This window comes from Kitasatospora sp. NPDC048239 (assembly GCF_043202015.1).
Taxonomy (GTDB): domain Bacteria; phylum Actinomycetota; class Actinomycetes; order Streptomycetales; family Streptomycetaceae; genus Kitasatospora.
The window spans coordinates 802,503-819,401 of record NZ_JBICZP010000001.1 but is presented as its reverse complement, the minus strand read 5'-3'; the positions used below and the strand labels follow the sequence as shown (position 1 = coordinate 819,401).

At 73.4% G+C, this 16,899-nt stretch carries 13 protein-coding genes; 9 read left to right on the top strand and 4 right to left on the bottom strand.

Features of this window, described 5'->3' with window-relative positions:
- Positions 1-100: 100 nt before the first annotated feature.
- From ACGFZP_RS03575 to ACGFZP_RS03565, 3 genes are all read right to left on the bottom strand, one after another.
- The gene (locus ACGFZP_RS03575; RefSeq protein ID WP_392928117.1) at positions 101-1,315 is read right to left on the bottom strand and encodes an acetyl-CoA C-acetyltransferase; all 1,215 of its coding nucleotides are present in this window, start codon (positions 1,313-1,315) and stop codon (positions 101-103) included.
- An 86-nt stretch (positions 1,316-1,401) separates the two neighbouring features.
- Positions 1,402-2,544 (bottom strand): acyl-CoA dehydrogenase family protein, encoded by a 1,143-nt coding sequence (locus ACGFZP_RS03570; RefSeq protein ID WP_392928116.1) that lies wholly within the window; start codon positions 2,542-2,544, stop codon positions 1,402-1,404.
- Between the two features lie 10 nt (positions 2,545-2,554).
- Positions 2,555-3,685, bottom strand: coding sequence for a CaiB/BaiF CoA transferase family protein (locus ACGFZP_RS03565; RefSeq protein WP_392928114.1), 1,131 nt, complete (start codon positions 3,683-3,685; stop codon positions 2,555-2,557).
- Between the two features lie 261 nt (positions 3,686-3,946).
- Here ACGFZP_RS03565 and ACGFZP_RS03560 point away from each other — a divergent pair, with 261 nt between their 5' ends.
- From ACGFZP_RS03560 to ACGFZP_RS03530, 7 genes are all read left to right on the top strand, one after another.
- Positions 3,947-4,417, top strand: coding sequence for a hypothetical protein (locus ACGFZP_RS03560; RefSeq protein WP_392928113.1), 471 nt, complete (start codon positions 3,947-3,949; stop codon positions 4,415-4,417).
- Between the two features lie 62 nt (positions 4,418-4,479).
- A complete protein-coding gene (locus ACGFZP_RS03555; RefSeq protein ID WP_392928111.1) occupies positions 4,480-6,645 on the top strand; it encodes a hypothetical protein in 2,166 nt (721 codons plus the stop codon).
- A gap of 5 nt (positions 6,646-6,650) precedes the next feature.
- The gene (locus ACGFZP_RS03550) at positions 6,651-7,730 is read left to right on the top strand and encodes a hypothetical protein (RefSeq protein ID WP_392928109.1); all 1,080 of its coding nucleotides are present in this window, start codon (positions 6,651-6,653) and stop codon (positions 7,728-7,730) included.
- Between the two features lie 141 nt (positions 7,731-7,871).
- The gene (locus ACGFZP_RS03545; RefSeq protein ID WP_392928108.1) at positions 7,872-8,876 is read left to right on the top strand and encodes a hypothetical protein; all 1,005 of its coding nucleotides are present in this window, start codon (positions 7,872-7,874) and stop codon (positions 8,874-8,876) included.
- Positions 8,873-10,174: a sensor histidine kinase gene (locus ACGFZP_RS03540; protein WP_392928106.1), complete on the top strand. Its 1,302-nt coding sequence runs from the start codon at positions 8,873-8,875 to the stop codon at positions 10,172-10,174. The genes ACGFZP_RS03545 and ACGFZP_RS03540 overlap by 4 nt, the downstream gene beginning before the upstream one ends.
- Positions 10,132-10,851, top strand: a complete 720-nt coding sequence (locus tag ACGFZP_RS03535; RefSeq protein ID WP_392928105.1) for a response regulator — start codon at positions 10,132-10,134, stop codon at positions 10,849-10,851. The genes ACGFZP_RS03540 and ACGFZP_RS03535 overlap by 43 nt, the downstream gene beginning before the upstream one ends.
- 119 nt (positions 10,852-10,970) lie before the next feature.
- Positions 10,971-11,618 carry a Pr6Pr family membrane protein gene (locus tag ACGFZP_RS03530; protein WP_392928103.1) on the top strand — a complete coding sequence of 216 codons (648 nt, stop codon included), beginning with the start codon at positions 10,971-10,973 and terminating at the stop codon, positions 11,616-11,618.
- 146 nt (positions 11,619-11,764) lie between these two features.
- On the opposite strand, the gene ACGFZP_RS03525 is transcribed toward ACGFZP_RS03530, so the two are convergent.
- Entirely contained in the window at positions 11,765-13,372 is a 1,608-nt protein-coding gene (locus tag ACGFZP_RS03525; RefSeq protein ID WP_392928101.1) for an ABC-F family ATP-binding cassette domain-containing protein, read from the bottom strand.
- A 486-nt stretch (positions 13,373-13,858) separates the two neighbouring features.
- Between ACGFZP_RS03525 and ACGFZP_RS03520 the strand changes: the two genes are divergently transcribed.
- Together ACGFZP_RS03520 and ACGFZP_RS03515 are read left to right on the top strand one after the other, a co-directional pair.
- A complete protein-coding gene (locus ACGFZP_RS03520) occupies positions 13,859-15,079 on the top strand; it encodes a trypsin-like serine peptidase (protein ID WP_392928099.1) in 1,221 nt (406 codons plus the stop codon).
- A 98-nt stretch (positions 15,080-15,177) separates the two neighbouring features.
- Complete coding sequence (locus ACGFZP_RS03515; protein WP_392928097.1) at positions 15,178-16,815, top strand: ABC-F family ATP-binding cassette domain-containing protein; 1,638 nt, start codon at positions 15,178-15,180, stop codon at positions 16,813-16,815.
- Positions 16,816-16,899: the final 84 nt, after the last annotated feature.

Genomic DNA, 16,899 nt, shown 5'->3' with positions numbered 1-16,899 from the left:
TTTCGTCTCCAGGGAAGGCCGGGAAGAGAAGGGGGTGCCGCGCGACGCGCCGCTGGAAGGCGGCGGCGGGCGACGGGCGGCTCAGCCGCGGACGGGAGGCTCAGACGCGCTCGACGATGGTGGCGATGCCCATTCCGCCGCCGACGCAGAGGGTGATCAGGCCGTAGCGCAGCTCGCGCCGCTCCAGCTCGTCGATCACGGTGCCGAGGAGCATCGCGCCGGTGGCGCCGAGCGGGTGGCCGAGGGCGATCGCGCCGCCGTTGACGTTCACCTGGTCGGGCCGGAAGCCGAGTTCGCGGATGAAGCGGAGCGCGACGGCGGCGAACGCCTCGTTGATCTCGACCAGGTCGATGTCGGCGGCGGTCAGCCCCGCCTTGGCCAGCGCCTTGCGGGTGGCGGGGGCCGGTCCGGTGAGCATGATGGTGGGCTCGGAGCCGGAGACGGCGGCGGAGACGATCCGGGCCCGCGGGCGCAGGCCGTAGCGCTCGCCGATCTCGCGGTTGCCGATCGCGACCAGGGCCGCGCCGTCCACGATGCCGGAGGAGTTGCCCGCGTGGTGGACGTGGTCGATGGCCTCCACCCAGTGGTACTTCTGCAGGGCGACGGCGTCGAAGCCGCCGGCCTCGCCCATGCCGGCGAAGGAGGGCTTGAGGCCGGCCAGGCTCTCCACCGTGGTGCCCGGGCGGATGAACTCGTCGCGCTCCAGCACGACCAGGCCGTTGCGGTCGCGGACCGGGACGACCGAGCCGTCGAAGAGGCCGTCCGCCTGGGCCTTGGCGGCGCGGGCCTGGGATTCGGCGGCGAAGGCGTCGACGTCCGTGCGGGAGAGGCCCTCGATGGTGGCGATCAGGTCGGCGCCGACGCCCTGCGGGACGAAGTGGTTCTCGTAGTTGGTCATCGGGTCCATCGCCCAGGAGCCGCCGTCGGAGCCCATCTTCACCCGGGACATCGACTCCACGCCGCCGGCCAGGATGAGGTCCTCCCAGCCCGAACGGACCTTGGCGGCGGCCAGGTTGACGGCCTCCAGACCGGAGGCGCAGAAGCGGTTCTCCTGGACGCCGGCCACCGTGTCGGGCAGGCCGGCCGCGATGGCGGCGATCCGGGCGATGTCGGAGCCCTGGTCGCCGATCGGGCTGACCACGCCGAGCACGATGTCGTCCACCGCCGCGGGGTCCAACCCGGGGAAGCGGCGGCGCAGTTCGTGGATCAGGCCGACGACGAGGTCGATCGGCTTGGTGCCGTGCAGCGAGCCGGTGGCCTTGCCCCGGCCGCGCGGGGTGCGGATCGCGTCGTAGACGTACGCTTCGGTGGTCACGGTGGAGAGCCTTTCGGGGGTCTGACCCGGGCGAGGGAGGGGTGGCCGGGTGAGGGGGCCGGGGCGGGGCCTGGGCCGGGCGGGGCCTAGCCGAGCAGGGAGCGGCCGACGATCTCCTTCATGATCTCGGTCGTCCCGCCGTAGATGGTCTGGATGCGGCCGTCGGTGAACGCGCGGGCGACCGGGTACTCGGACATGTAGCCGTAGCCGCCGTGGAGTTGGAGGCAGCGGTCGGCGGTGCGCTTCTGCAGCTCGGTGGCCCACCACTTGGCCATCGAGGCGTCCGCCGGGGTGAGCGCCCAGCGGTTGTGCTCGGTGATGCAGCGGTCGACGAAGGCCCGGGTGACGGCGCACTCGGTGGCGAGTTCGGCGATCTCGAAGCGGACGTGCTGGAGCCTGGCCAGCGGGCGGCCGAAGGCCTCGCGCTGCTTGACGTACTCGGTGGTGATCTCGACCAGGTACTCGGCGCCGGCGATGGCGGCGGCCGCGATGGTCAGCCGCTCCTGGGCGAGGTTCTGCATCAGGTACACGAAGCCCTGATTCTCCTCGCCGAGCAGGTTCTCCTTGGGCACCCGGACGTCCTCGAAGAACAACTCGGCGGTGTCCTGGGCCTTCTGGCCGATCTTGTCGAGGTTGCGGCCGCGCTCGAAGCCGGGCATGCCGCGCTCGACCACCAGCAGGCTGAGTCCGCGCGAGCCGCCCTCGGGGGTGGTCCGGGCCACCACGACCACCAGGTCGGCGAGGATGCCGTTGGAGATGAAGGTCTTGGCGCCGTTGAGGAGGTAGTGGTCGCCCTGGTCGACGGCGTGGGTGCGGATGCCCTGGAGGTCGGAGCCGGTGCCGGGCTCGGTCATCGCGATCGCGGTGATCAGCTCGCCGGTGCAGAAGCCGGGCAGCCAGCGGTGCTTCTGCTCCTCGGTGGCGAGCGAGGTGAGGTACGGACCGATGATGTCGTTGTGCAGGCCGATCGCCAGGCCCGAGGCGCCGGCCCGGGCGAACTCCTCGGCCAGCACGGCGCTGTAGCGGAAGTCGGCGCTGCCTCCGCCGCCGTGCTCCTCGGGGGCGGCGAGCCCGAGCAGGCCCTGCCGCCCGGCGGCGAGCCAGGCGGCGCGGTCCACGATGCCGTCCCGCTCCCAGCGGTCGTAGTGCGGCAGCACCTCCTTGGCGAGGAACGACCGGACGGTCCGGCGGAAGTCCTCGTGCTCCTCGGTGTAGATGTCGCGTTGCACGGCAAGCTCCTTATCGGGCCTCGGAGTCCAGGGCGGGCACGCCCCAGTCGCGGGCGACCTCGGCGGTGTGCTCCCCCGGGCGGGCCGGCGGGCGGCGCAGCGCGCCGGGGGTGGTGGAGAAGCGCGGGGCGGGGGCCGGCTGGGTGATGCCGTCCGCCTCGACGTAGGTGCCGCGGGCCGCCAGGTGCTCGTGGGCGGCGGCCTGACCCATCGTCAGGACAGGCTCCACACAGGCGTCGGAGCCCGCGAAGACGGCCTCCCACTCGGCGCGGGTGCGGGTGGCGAAGCGTTCGGCGATCCGGGCCCGCAGTTCGGGCCAGCGGGCGGTGTCGTACTGGGCGGGCGCGTCCGGGCCGAGCTCCAGCAGGCGGGCGAACTCGGCGTAGAACTGCGGCTCCAGCGCCCCGACCGCGAGGTGGCCGCCGTCCGCCGCGCGGTAGACGGCGTAGCAGGGGGCTCCGCCGTCGAGCAGGTTGACGCCGCGGCGGTCCTGCCAGTGGCCGGCCGCGAGCAGGCCCCAGAGCATCGAGGTGAGGTGGGCGGCGCCGTCCACGATCGCGGCGTCGACCACCTGGCCGGCGCCGGTGGTGCGGGCGTGGTGGAGGGCGGCGAGCAGTCCGACCACCAGGTAGAGCGAGCCGCCGGCGTAGTCGCCGAGCAGGTTGGCCGGGATCGCGGGCGGGGCGTCGGGGGCGCCGATCATGCCGAGGACCCCGGCCACGGCCGCGTACCCGATGTCGTGGCCGGCCCGGTCGGCGAGCGGGCCGTGCTGGCCCCAGCCGGTCATCCGGCCGTAGACCAGCGCGGGGTTGCGGGCCAGGCAGGCCTCCGGGCCGACGCCGAGGCGCTCGGCGACTCCGGGCCGGTAGCCCTCGATCAGCAGCTGGGCGCGCTCGACGAGGTCGAGCACCCGGCCCGGCCCCTCGGGGGACTTGAGGTCGATCAGCACCGAGCGCTTGTTGCGGTTGGTGAGGTCGTACACGGGCTCGACGCCCAGCGGGGACGGGCTGGGCCGGTCGATCCGGACCACGTCGGCGCCGAGGTCGGCGAGCAGCATGGCGGCGAAGGGCCCGGGGCCGATTCCCGCGAGTTCGACCACCCGCACCCCGGCCAGCGGGCCGGGGCTGGTTGCGCCAGGCACGGGCCACCGCCCCCTTCGAAGGTTTGACAGTAAAGCTGTAACACTCGTGATGATAGGGAAGCGACCCGCCGGTAACAAGACCCGCGGCCCACGTGCGCCGGGGTGCCGCCCCCGCCCCCGGGATCTTGACGAACCCCTGATGCGCTCCGCGCAACCACTGCCACGGACGGTGCGTCGGTATACCAACGCACGGGCTGCTCCGGCCGTCCTGCCGTCGGAGGGGTCCGGCCTCGTGCCGGAGACAGAGAGAAGAGGACACTCATGGGCAATCCAGGGTTCACCACCGGGCCGGTCGCACCGGCCTCGCCGCCGGGCGCCCCGCGCAGTCCGGCGCCGGACACCGTCATCCCGATCAGTGCCCCGGGCACCTCGCCGTTCACGGCCGGACCGACCCCGAACCCGTCCCCCGGCCCGCCCCCCGTCGCACCCACCACCCGGCTCGACCACCCCTACGAGCTCGGCGCCTCGGCCGGGATCGCCCGGCAGATCGCCACCGACCTCGACAACGCCAACGGCAAGGGCGGCAACAACCTCGCCGAGCACGCGAGCACCGCCTCGACGAGGATCCGCGGCTTCGCCTTCGGCGGCGCCCTCACCGGCTCCACCGAGCACTGGCTGCAGCAGTGCAGGACGCTGCACGACAGGCTGACCGGCACCGCCGACAACCTCGACGCCACCCAGCGCAGCTACCAGGCCAACGAGCACGCCACCGCCGGCCAGTTCGGCCACTGAGGCCACCGAGGCCACCCAGAGCACGCAGAACACACAGAACACACAGAGAGGAGCTCAGAGGCATGGTGTCCTTCAAGGAACTGCGCGAGGCCGACTTCTCCGGCGTCACCGAGACGGCCGAGGCCTGGACCAACATGGCCAAGGCACTTGAGTCGCTCGACACCCGGGTCGGTACCGAGCTCACCAACACCCCGCAGCGGGCCGGCTGGCAGGGTGCGGCCGCCGACGACGCGGGCCGCACCCTCAAGACCATCGACACCGACTTCACCCAGGCCGCCGGAGTCGCCAAGTCCCTCGCGGCGATCATCCGCGACGCGGCGGCGGACTTCACGGCGGCCCGCAAGGACGTCGACAACGCGGTCCACGACGCGGAGGCACAGAAGCTCAACGTCTCCGCCGACGGCTCCGTCAACTGGCCGCCGATGCCGGGCACCCGCAACGAGCCTGACGGCGCGGAGCTCTCCAAGCAGTACAACCTGGACATGAAGGCCAAGGCCGAGGCCGTCTCCGACCGACTGACCAAGGCCGTCGAGAAGGCCACCGCGGCCGACCAGCGCGCCTCGTCCGCGCTGCAGGTCGACGTCGGCACCAGCACCACGTCCTTCAACGCCCGCCCGTACGGCGGCGGCGACACCGCCGACGCCAACCGCGCCAAGGACCTGATGTCCAAGGGCGGCAGCCTCTCCGACGCCGAACTCAGGCAGCTGCAGGCCCTGATGGCCGGCAACGCGGAGTCGAAGGAGTTCTCCACCACCCTGCTGAACGGCCTCAACGCGGGCGGCAGGAGCGGCCCCGAGGCGCTGCTGGAGTACACCAGGATCTACGGCGACCTCGGGCGTGGCGACCACAACGCGAAGGGCTACCAGGACGTCTACGGCAGCCTCTCGCAGGTCCTCGCCACCGCCACCAGGGACCACGGCATGGGCCAGGCCTGGGAGGACGGTCTGATCAAGGCCGCCCGCAAGCCCGGCGGTTCGGCGGCCGGGTTCAACGACAACTACCCGGCGCTGACCGAACTGATGGGAGCCCGGGGGAACTTCGACAAGGGATTCCTGGAGAAGGTCGGCAACGACCTGGTCGACTTCGAACGCCACAGCAAGCTCAAGGGCGAGGAGCTCTGGGGCCCCGGCTACACCGCGATCACCGGCAAGCAGGGCGACCCGATGGGCGGCCTGCTGCGGGCCATGAGTCGCAACCCGGAGGCGGCCAAGGGGTTCCTCGACCCCGAGACCGGCAAGAACCTCGACTACCTGCTCAAGGACCGGAAGTGGCCCAACCAGGGCTACGAGCAGAACCAGCTCGACTCCCTCGCCCGGGGGAGCTCCCGCGGCGCGTTCGGCGACGCGCTGCAGGCCGCCACCACCGGCCGCGACCCCCACGGCAACCAGCCGCCGGCCCGCCCGCACGACGCGGCGATGTCACGGATCATGAACGAGACCATAGCGACCCTCGGCGGCGACAAGGCCGGTGCCGAGAACAACCTCCCCGCCGCCCTGCGGGTGCCGCTGGCGGGCATGATCGCCGACTACGCTCCGGACGTGCACGACATCCTCGGCAGGGAGATCAGCGGCCGCACCCAGCCCGACGGGTTGACGTTCAGCCGGGAGCAGCTGCTCCGCACCATCCGCGGTGTCACCGAGGATCCCGAGGCGTTCTCCACCATCCACCTGGCGGAGACGGCGGAGATCGCGCGCCGTATGGACACCTTCGGCCCCGAGGCCTTCACTCCCGATCAGACCGGCCGGCCCCAGGCCAGGTTCGCCAGCTTCATGGACGAGTCGGGGCAGGCCCTCGGCGCTCTGGACGGGGTCCGAGCCGACGCCGTCATGGACCACCGCGACGACCAGAAGTTCAAGAACAACTGGCAATCCAAGATCGACTACCACCTCGTCGGCACTCCCGCCAACATGCTGCGGGTCCCCGGGCTGAGCCTGCTCCCCGTCGGTGACATCGCCCAGCGGATGGTCGACGTCGGCACCGCGGACTGGGCGAACAAGGCCAACGCCGAGCTCGACACCAAGGCCCAGGGCGACCTGAGCAAGGGCTTCAGCGCCGGACAGCTGCAGCTGAAGTCCATGCTCGAAGTCAAGGCCTACGCCGACACGCCCATGTCCCAGCAGGACTTCAACGCCTCCGGCAGCGTTGCCCAGCAACTCATGGAGGGCGCCTCGCAGAACTACTCGACCTCGATCAACCGGACCTATCTAGAGGCACTCGGAAGGGGCTGACGACCATGCCATCGACACCTTCCGACCGCCCTCTCGGGCAGACCGACGGGCCGCTGAAACGAGCCGACCAGGCCCTCGCCCGACGGGGCTTCACCACCGGGCGGCTGCGCCTGCGGGCGGCGGCCGTACTCGTGGCGATCACGGCCGCCGTCTCGGGGGCGCTGCTGTACGGCCTGACGAACGTACTGGGGCCGGACGCGGTCTGCGGCGGTGCGGTGAGCGCCGACGCCCTGCACGACGCCCTCGGACCGGGGCGGATCAGCGAGGAGGACAACGGCGGGTCGACAGCGTTCCAGGGCAACGCGTCGTCCTGCACCGCGACGGTGGGTTCCGGGTTCCTCGGTCAGAGCCGCCGGTCGGTTCAGGTGGGGCTCCGCTCCGACCTGGACACCGCCGTCTCCGAGGCCGACCCCGCCGCGCGCCTGTTCGGCGCCGCGGCCAACGGCGGCTCGTCCGGTGGCAGCACCGGCGCCCGGGCGTGGGCGATCCTGCCGGAGGCCTGCGGCGGCGGACTGCACACCCGGGTCTCCATGACCAGGGACGACTCCGTCGGCGACGCCGGCCTCGCGCGGCTCGCGGTGGCGGCGGCCAACGGGATCGCGGCGCAGCGCGACTGCGCTCAGTCCAGGCTGCCCGCGCCCAAGGTCCTGTCGGCCGCCGGGACGAGGCAGGACCTGGCGGCGGGCGAGGTCTGCGGCCTGCCCGGTCTGGCGGTCCCCGGCGGTCCGTCCGCTGCCCGGGGATACAAGCAGCAGGCCAGCACGGCGTTCGACCCGCTCTGGGCCTGTGAGGTCGGGCTCGGTGAGAACAGCACCGCCGCCGTTCTCACCATCGGAACCGAGCCCCGGCTCCGGGCACCGAACCTCGACAAGGACACCCCGGTCGCGTTCGGCAGGGCCCACTGGACGATGGGCCATTCGTTTCCGAACAACGACGAGGTGGTCGTGACCTGCCAGGGCAGGCCCGCGTACTTCAAGCTCAGGCTGCTCGGCGACCGGACGCTCTTCCCCGACACCGCCGAGCTGTGGAAGCAGTTCCTCACCGCCGGCGGCAAGGCGGTCGGCTGCGAGCCGATCCTCCCCTGAGCCGTACCGGCACCATCCGGTGGGCCCCGCCAGGGCGGGCCCGCCGGGTGGAGGACCGGACCGCCGGATCCCCCCACAGGGGGAGGCGGATCGTGTGGTGGGGGGACGTAGCCGCGGCCCCGCCCGCGGGAGCGTGGGGGCATGACCTCAACGACCTCCGTCGGCAGGGTGCGAGGTGCGGCGGCCGGGGTGGCCGTCGCCGCGACCCTTCCGTATCTGTCGCTCAAACTGCTCTGGCTGACCGGCCACTCCGTCGGGGCCGGCGACTCGGACCAGCTGGACGACCTCTGGCTGGTGAACCTGCTGAGCTTCGGCATGGACGCGATCGCGGTGCTGCTGGCCCTCGCCTTCGTCCGGCCGTGGGGGCGGCGGGCGCCGGCCGGGCTGCTGGCGTTCCCGATGTGGGTGGCGACCGGGCTGCTCGGCACCATCCTGGTGGCGCTGCCGCTGTTCCTGCTCAGCCCGCTGGTGCTCGGGCCCGAGGACACCTCCGGCGCCGAGGACGGCGCGGGCGGCGGGCCGGCCGGCTGGGTGTTCCCGGTGGTGTACGGCGGGTTCGCCGTCCAGGGCGTCGCGCTGATCACCACCTTCCTGCTGTACGCGCGGCAGCGCTGGGCGGGTCTGCTGCGCGACCGGATCGGCGGGCTGCCCGACTCCCCCACGCTCACCGTCCAGCGTGCCTTCGCCTGTGTGGCCGCACTGCTCGGTCTCGGGGTCGCCGTGGCCCGGGTGTACTGGGCGGCGGGCGGGACGGCCGGGCTGCCGGCCGAGTGGGCGGACGAGCGCGGCCGGGGCGTGGCGGTCATGGACTGCGTGACGGCGATGATGGCGGTGGCCGCCGCGGCGGCGCTGCCGCTCCTGGTCTTCCGGGCCCGGCCACGATGGCGCCTGCGGGTACCGCTGGCCGTGGCGTGGACGGCGGGCGGCTCCCTGTTCGCCTGGGGTTCCTGGCAGTTGGTGGCCTACGGGACGTTCACGACGGTGACCGACCTGCGCCGTGCGGTGCCCGGACTGCTCACCCTGGTGGAGTCCGTCCAGGTGGTGACCGGGCTCCTGGTGCTGGCGGTGGGTTCGGTCGCCCTGGTCGAGCGGGCGGCGGCAGGCTCCGTGGGGGCCGGGGCCGCTGACGTAGAGTCGACCGGGTGAGCACGGGGGCGGGCACGAGGGCGGGCACGGGCATGGTCGGCGGGGCGCGGCGGGCGGGCAGCGCCCTGCTCGGGCGGCGGGCGCGGCTGCGCTGGGTGCACCTGGTGCTCGGCGGCGCGCTGCTGATGCCGTACTGGATGCTCTCCGTCGTCCTGCTCGGGGCGCTCGACCCGAGCCACGGGCAGCCCGTCCAGATCCTGCTCTACTTCGCCTCGCTCGCGCTGTCCCTGCCGATGGCCGCCGTCACCGCGCTGGTGCCGACGGTCCGGTCGCTGGAGGGGGCGGCCGCCCGGGCGCTCTGCGCGCCGGAGCGGGCCGAGGAGGTGTCCACCGGCCCGGCCAGGTCCTGGGCGGCCCGGCGCCGGACCGCCGCCTTCTACGTCCTGCACGTGCTGTTCGGCGGGGTGGTCAGCGGGATGACCCTGGCCGGGACGCCGTTCGCGGTGGTGCTGCTGATCGCTCCGCTGGGCGGGCCAGCGGTGAACGACGCGGTGGGGTTCTGGCAGGACCGGGGCCTCCCGGGCCGGCTGCCGGCCCCGCTGCTCGGCCTCGCCCTGCTGCTGCTGATCGTCGGCACCAGCGCCGCCCTCGGCGCGCTGCTGGCCCGCTGGGCGCCGGTCCTGCTCGGCCCGACCCCGGAGGAGCGGCTGGCCGCCGCCGAGCGCCGGGCCACCGTGCTCGCCGAGCGCAACCGGCTCGCCCGCGAGCTGCACGACTCGGTCGGCCACGCGCTCAGCGCGGTCGGCATCCAGGCCTCGGCCGCCGCCCGGGTGCTGCGGACCGACCCGGACTTCGCGGCCGAGGCGCTGGAGGCGATCGGCGAGACCGCGCGGGCGGCCGTCGCCGACCTGGACACCGTGCTCGGCCTGCTGCGCGAGGAGGACCGGGCGGATCCGCCGGACCCCGGGCCGACCCTGGCCAGGCTGGGCGACCTGCTGCGCCAGCTCGGCCGCACCGGGGTGGCGGTCGACGCCGACCTCGCCCCCGGGCTGAACCGGCTGCCGGCCGGCGTCTCCCGCGAGGCGTACCGGATCGTGCAGGAGGGCCTGACCAATGTGCTGCGGCACGCCGGATCCGCACCGGCCCGGCTGCGGGTGGGGCTGGCGGCGGGCCGGCTGCAGATCGAGCTGACCAGCCCGATGGGCCCGACCCGCCCCAGCCGGCCGGGCGGCGGCCGGGGGCTGCGCGGGATCGGCGAGCGGGCGGCGGTGCTGCGCGGCGGCTGCGAGGCCGGGCCGACGGAGGACGGGACGACATGGCGGCTGGCCGTCTGGCTGCCGGTGGGAGGAGCACAGTGAACGGCACGAACGAGACGATCCGGGTGGTGATCGCGGACGACGAGCGCCTGGTGCGGACGGGCCTGCGGGTGGTGATCGACGCCGAGCCGGACCTCGCCGTGGTCGGCGAGGCCGCCGACGGCGCCGAGGTCGTCCCGCTGGTGCGCGAGCTGCGGCCGGACGTGGTGCTGATGGACGTCCGGATGCCCGGCATCGACGGCATCCGGGCCACCGAGCAGCTGGTCGCCGGGATGCCCGAGCCCCCGCGGATCCTGGTGGTCACCACCTTCGAGCACGACGACCACGTGTACGACGCGCTGCGGGCGGGCGCCTGCGGGTTCCTGCTGAAGCGGGCCCGGGCGGAGGAGATGGTGCAGGCGGTGCGGCTGGTCGCGCGCGGGGACTCGCTGCTCTTCCCGGCCGCCGTGCGCGAGCTCGCGCTGCGCCGGGAGCCGGCCCGGCGGGCCGAGGCCGGCCGGGGCGGGCGCGGCCCGATCGACCGGCTCACCGACCGGGAGGGGCAGGTGCTGCGGCTGATGGCGGCCGGGCTGAACAACGGCGAGATCGCGGGGCGCCTGGTGGTCAGCCAGGAGACGGTCAAGACGCACGTCGGCAGCGTGCTCGGCAAACTCGGGGCCCGGGACCGCACCCAGGCGGTGATCACCGCGTACGAGTCGGGGTTCGTGCTGCCCGGGTGACGGGGGCCGCGCGGACGGCGGCAGTGACGTTTCTTCCGCCCTTTGGCTACCAGCGAGTAGAGTTCGGCAGTCAAGCCGTCCGATACCTCCCGTATCGCCTGAAACGAACTGGTGGCCGCATGTCAGTCCGGACCCGCCCTGCGCTCTGGTGGCGCCTGGGCATCGTGCTCTCGGCAGGCCTCGGCCTGACCCTCCAGACCGCGCCGCTGGTGTACTTCACGATCCAGAGCAATGTGATCGTGCTCGGCTACTTCCTCGGCGCGGTGTACTGGATGGTCAAGCGCGGCACCGTCGACGCGCCCGCTCCCCGGCTGCGCGGGGCCGCCACGCTGTACATCCTGATCACCGGCCTGGTCTCGCACGTCCTGCTGGAGCACGGCGCCAACCCGCTGCCCGGGCTGTTCGACGGGCCGGACAAGCTGGCCCACTGGTCCTCCTTCTTCCTGCACTACGTCACACCGGTGATGGTGATCATCGACTGGCTGACGCTGAAGCCGCGCAACGCCTCCGCCTGGCGGGACATCCCGCTCTGGCTGGCCTTCCCGCTCGGCTACGCGGCGATCGTGCTGGCCCGCAACGCGCTGTTCTCCAACTACCCGATGCCCTACCCCTACTTCTTCTTCGACCCGACCACCAAGGGCTACGGCTACGTGTGGGGCCAGATCGCGCTGCTCACGGTGGAGTTCGTGGTGCTCGCGGCGACCGTGGTCGGGCTGGACCGGCTCGGCACACTCGTCCGGGGCAGGCTGCGGCCGGCCGAGGCCTGAGGTCCGAACGGCCCGGGCCCGACGGCCTGACGGCCTGAGGGCCTGAGGGCCTGAGGGCCCGACCGCACCCGACCACCGCGCGCCCAGGGGCATGATGCCCCTGGGCGCGCGGCCGTCTGTCCGTCCGCCCCCGGGAAAGACCGGCCCTACATCGGGTCCACCGCCCGCAGCTCGCCGTCCAGCTCCAGCCAGCGGGTGAGGCCGAGCCCGCGCAGGAACGGCAGGTCGTGGCTGGCGACGATCAGCGCGCCCTGGTAGGCGGCGAGCGCCTGGGTCAGCTGGCGGACGCTGGCCAGGTCCAGGTTGTTGGTCGGCTCGTCGAGCAGCAGCAGCTGCGGCGGCGGGTCGGCCAGCAACAGGGCGGCCAGCGTGGCCCGGAAGCGCTCCCCGCCGGAGAGCGTGGCGGCGGGCTGGTCGGCCCGGCCGCCGCGGAACAGGAACCGGGCGAGCCGGGCCCGGACGGCGTTGTCCCCCGCCCCGGGGGCGAAGAGCTTGACGTTCCCGACGACGGTCAGCCCGTCGTCCAGCAGGTCGAGCCGCTGCGGCAGGTGGCGCAGCGGCACCGGGGCGGTCACCTCCCCGGCCAGCGGGGCGAGTTCGCCCGCGATGGCGCGCAGCAGGGTGGACTTGCCCGCGCCGTTGCGGCCGACCAGGGCGACCCGCTCGGGGCCGCGCAGGTCGAGGTCGGCGGTGATGCCGTAGGGGAGCCGGACCTTGTCGAGGGTGAGCACGGTGCGGCCGGCCGGGACGTTCGTCCGGGGCAGGTCGATCCGGATCTCGGCGTCGTCCCGGACGGCCTCCTCGGCGGCGGTGAGGCGCTGCTTGGCGTCCTCCAGCCGCTCGTTGTGCATGCCCTGGAGGCGGCCGGCCGTCTCCTGGCCCTGGCGCTTCAGCTTGCCGGCGAAGATGTGCGGGTCGTTGCGGGTGACCGAGCGCTGCCTGCCGTAGCTGGCGCTGCGCTCCAGCTTCGTCCGGGCGTCGACCAAGTCCCGCTTCTGGCGCCGGACATCGGCCTCGGCGGTGCGCAGCAGCCGCTCGGCGGTCTCCTGCTGGGCGGCGAGGGTGTGCTCGTACGCGGCGAAGTTGCCGCCGTACCAGGTGACGGCGCCGGCCCTGAGGTCGGCGATCTGGTCGACGTGCTGGAGCAGTTCGCGGTCGTGGCTGACGATCAGCATCACCCCGCTCCAGCCGGCCACCGTCTCGTAGAGCCGCTCACGGGCGGCGCGGTCGAGGTTGTTGGTGGGCTCGTCGAGCAGCAGGACGTCGGGGCGGCGCAGCAGCAGCGCGGCCAGGCGCAGCAGTACGGCCTCCCCGCCGGAGAGTTCGCCGGTGGTGCGGTCGAGGCCGAGCCGCTGCAGCCCGAGCCGGTCGAGGGTGGCGCGGGCGCGCTCCTCGACGTCCCAGTCGTCACCGAGGGCGTCGTAGTGGCGCTGGTCGGTGTCGCCGGACTCGATGGCGTGCAGGGCCTCCCGGGCGGTCCGGATGCCGAGCGCCTCGTCGACCCGCAGTCCGGTGTCGAGGGTGAGGCCCTGCGGCAGGTAGCCGAGCTCGCCGGCGACCCGGACGGTGCCGCCGGTGGGGGCGAGCTCACCCGCGACGAGTCGCAGCAGGGTGGACTTGCCCGCGCCGTTCAGCCCGATCAGGCCGGTGCGGCCGGGGCCGACGGCGAGGTTGAAGCCGTCCAGGACGGGCTTGCCGTCGGGCCACTCGAAGGAGAGGTCGGAGCAGAGGACGGAGATGGTGGGTTGTGCCATGGATGGCCTCCCGGTGGTTGCCGAATCTGGTCGAGGGAGCAACACGGGAGACACCGCGGGTGCGGCGGAGGTGCGGCGGAGACGTGGGAGCACCCGCGACCGGAGGAAACACCGGGCCGGCTCACCACTGAGGTCGCACACTCGCGCGGCGCACGCACATGCCGGTACGGCTGTGGCGCGGCGGGGCGGTGTCTCGGGACCTCAGTAGAGCAACGGCCTTCTCCTGTTCTGGCGGGTGGCACTGATCACGCTACGAAAGGCCCCGCGGGCCTGCAACCGGTTTTCGGGCGGGGCCCGGAATCGGTGGTCCACGGGCGGAGGATCGTGCCCGGTGCCTACACCGTGCCGATCCGGTGCCGATCCGGTGACAGGAGCGTCCCGGACCGGGCCGTACGTGAAGAGCCCCTGGTCCGCATGGCAGACTCCTCACCTGCCACGCCTGCGGCTCGTAGCGCAGGGGCACCGTTCACAGGGGGAATTGAGCCGATGTCACCGATATCCCGTACGAAGCGTGCTGCGCTGGGCGCGTCCGTCGTCACCCTGACGATGGTCCTCGCGACCGCCTGCGGCCCGGACAACAGCGACCCGGCCGGCGCGCAGACCGCGGCACCGACCGCGGCCGGGACCACGACGGCGCCCCCCGGCAAGACCGGCGCCGCGCCGATCAAGCTGCCGACGGTCGAGGAACTGAAGGGCTGGAAGTTCGAGGACTGGGACAAGTGGGCCCAGCAGAACGTCATCACCCCGGCGGTCAAGGGCTACTGGACCCTCCAGAAGCTGCTGGACGCCAAGCCGAAGCCGATGCCGAGCCCCCAGCCCGACCCGACGCAGCCGCCCGCCCAGCCGACCGCGCAGCCCACGGCCCAGCCGACCGCGCCGGCCCCGGCCACCCCGCCCCCCGGCGGCGGCGACCCGATGCCGCAGGTGATCGAGGCCAAGCCGGCCGCGCACCCGTTCGCGAAGAACCTGCACGTCAACGGGAAGATCTTCTTCAAGGACGGCAACGAGGACTACGTGTGCTCCGGCACCGTCGTCTCCGACCCGCTCAACCCCGGCAAGAGCAACCTGGTGTGGACCGCCAGCCACTGCCTGCACAGCGGCAAGGGCGGCAAGTACTACACCAACATCAGCTTCGCCCCGGCGTACAACAGCAACGGTGCGCTGAGCGGCGGCAAGAAGGGCGACGAGGCCGCCGCCGAGCCGTACGGCGAGTGGGGCGCGGTCGGCGGCATGGTCTCCCCGCAGTGGGCGGGCGAGGCCGACCCGGAGCACGGCGGCCCGTGGAGCCAGTACGACTTCGGCATCATCAGGGTCGCCAACCCGTCCGGCGGGAAGTCGCTGGAGGAGACCGTCGGCGGCTCCGTCCCGATCTGGTTCAACGCCCCGCGCGAGCAGCTCACCGCCGTGAACAGCTACGGCTACCCGGCCGGCAAGCCCTTCGACGGCACCGAGCTGGACCACTGCGACAGCGGCAAGGCGCCGGTCCGCAAGCCCGGCGGCGACCCGAGCCGCCCGGCGATGCTGGTGATCGGCTGCAACATGACCGGCGGCAGCAGCGGCGGCGGCTGGTTCGCCACCAAGGACGGCAAGCAGGTCCTGGTCAGCGACACCTCCGTCGGCAACGCCGCCAACACCTACGAGGCGGGCCCGTACCTGGAGGACGTGGCCGCGCACATGCTGGACTACTTCGCCAAGAAGTCCAAGTGACCTCGGGCACATCCTGACCCCGCAGGGGCCGCGGCGACCGGTGCCGCGGCCCCTGCGCCGTCCCGCGGCCCCCGGGCTCTCATAGAATCGGGGGCATCATGAGCGCCACACTCGTAGTCAAGGACCTCAGCGCCGGACACGGCGACCGCACCCTCTTCTCCGGCCTGGACCTGGTCGTCGCCCCCGGCGACGTGATCGGGCTGGTCGGCGTGAACGGCGCCGGCAAGTCGACGCTGCTGCGGCTGCTGGCCGGACTGGACACCCCCGAGGGCGGCTCGCTGCGGCTCAGCCCGGCGAGCGCCAACATCGGCCACCTGCCGCAGGAGCCGGAGCGGCACGAGGGCGAGTCCGTCCGCGCCTTCCTGGCCCGCCGCACCGGCGTCGCGGCCGCGCAGGCCGCACTGGACGAGGCCACCGAGGGCCTGGTCGACGGCCGCCCCGGCGCCGACGACGCGTACGCGGAGAGCCTGGACCGCTGGCTGGAGCTCGGCGGCGCCGACCTGGAGGAGCGGGCCGAGGAGGTCGCCGACTCGCTCGGCCTGAAGGTCTCGCTCGACCTGCCGATGACCGCGCTCTCCGGCGGCCAGGCCGCCCGCGCCGGCCTGGCCTCGCTGCTGCTCTCCCGCTACGACGTCTTCCTGCTCGACGAGCCGACCAACGACCTCGACCTGGACGGCCTGGAGCGCCTGGAGTCCTTCGTCAGGGGCCTGCGCGCGGGCACCGTGCTGATCAGCCACGACCGCGAGTTCCTGGCCCGGACGGTGACCAGGGTGGTGGAGCTGGACCTCGCCCAGCAGCAGGTCAACGTGTACGGCGGCGGCTACGAGGCGTACCTGGAGGAGCGCGCGGTGGCCCGCCGGCACGCCCGCGAGGACTACGAGGAGTACGCCGACACCAAGGCCGGCCTGGAGGCCCGGGCCCGGATGCAGCGCGGCTGGATGGAGCACGGGGTGCGCAACGCGCGCCGCAAGTCCAGCGACAACGACAAGATCGGCCGCGCGATGCGCACCGAGTCCACCGAGAAGCAGGCCTCCAAGGCCCGGCAGACCCAGCGGATGATCGAGCGCCTGGACGTGGTCGAGGAGCCGCGCAAGGAGTGGGAGCTCCGGATGGAGATCGCCGCCGCGCCGCGCTCCGGCTCGGTGGTGGCCACCCTGCGCGGGGCGACCGTGCGGCGCGGCGACTTCGCCTTCGGCCCGGTGGACCTGCAGATCGACTGGGCCGACCGGGTCGCGATCACGGGTGCCAACGGCGCGGGCAAGTCCACGCTGCTCGCCGCGCTGCTCGGCCGGCTCGAACTCGACGGCGGCAGCGCCGTGCTGGGCTCGGGCGTGGTGGTCGGCGAGGTGGACCAGGCGCGCGGCCTGTTCCTCGGCGGGGAGCCGCTCTCGGACGCCTTCGCGGCCGCCGTGCCGGAGCTCTCGCCGGAGGAGGTGCGCACCCTGCTCGCCAAGTTCGGGCTGAAGGCGGCGCACGTGCTGCGCCCGGCCGGCACCCTCTCCCCCGGCGAGCGCACCCGGGCGGCGCTGGCGCTGCTCCAGGCGCGCGGGGTCAACCTGCTGGTGCTGGACGAGCCCACCAACCACCTGGACCTGCCCGCCATCGAGCAGTTGGAGTCGGCGCTGGCCTCGTACACCGGCACGCTGCTGTTGGTCACGCACGACCGGCGGATGCTGGACACCGTGTCGGTGAACCGGCGGATCGAGGTCGGGGGCGGGCGCGTCCGCGAGAGCTGAGCCGCCCGGCCGAGGACCGGCGGCCGGGGAGTGGTCTGGACCGGCCTCTTCCCCGGCCGCCCGTCATGTGCTGTGCTGTCGCCC

What these genes read in the sequence shown, in the direction of transcription:
- ACGFZP_RS03560 (WP_392928113.1), top strand. Translation starts at nt 3,947, where the DNA reads ATGGGCAATCCAGGGTTCACCACCGGGCCGGTCGCACCGGCCTCGCCG.
- ACGFZP_RS03555 (WP_392928111.1), top strand. Translation starts at nt 4,480, where the DNA reads ATGGTGTCCTTCAAGGAACTGCGCGAGGCCGACTTCTCCGGCGTCACC.
- ACGFZP_RS03550 (WP_392928109.1), top strand. Translation starts at nt 6,651, where the DNA reads ATGCCATCGACACCTTCCGACCGCCCTCTCGGGCAGACCGACGGGCCG.
- ACGFZP_RS03545 (WP_392928108.1), top strand. Translation starts at nt 7,872, where the DNA reads ATGACCTCAACGACCTCCGTCGGCAGGGTGCGAGGTGCGGCGGCCGGG.
- ACGFZP_RS03535 (WP_392928105.1), top strand. Translation starts at nt 10,132, where the DNA reads ATGGCGGCTGGCCGTCTGGCTGCCGGTGGGAGGAGCACAGTGAACGGC.
- ACGFZP_RS03530 (WP_392928103.1), top strand. Translation starts at nt 10,971, where the DNA reads ATGTCAGTCCGGACCCGCCCTGCGCTCTGGTGGCGCCTGGGCATCGTG.
- ACGFZP_RS03525 (WP_392928101.1), bottom strand. Translation starts at nt 13,372, where the DNA reads ATGGCACAACCCACCATCTCCGTCCTCTGCTCCGACCTCTCCTTCGAG.
- ACGFZP_RS03520 (WP_392928099.1), top strand. Translation starts at nt 13,859, where the DNA reads ATGTCACCGATATCCCGTACGAAGCGTGCTGCGCTGGGCGCGTCCGTC.
- ACGFZP_RS03515 (WP_392928097.1), top strand. Translation starts at nt 15,178, where the DNA reads ATGAGCGCCACACTCGTAGTCAAGGACCTCAGCGCCGGACACGGCGAC.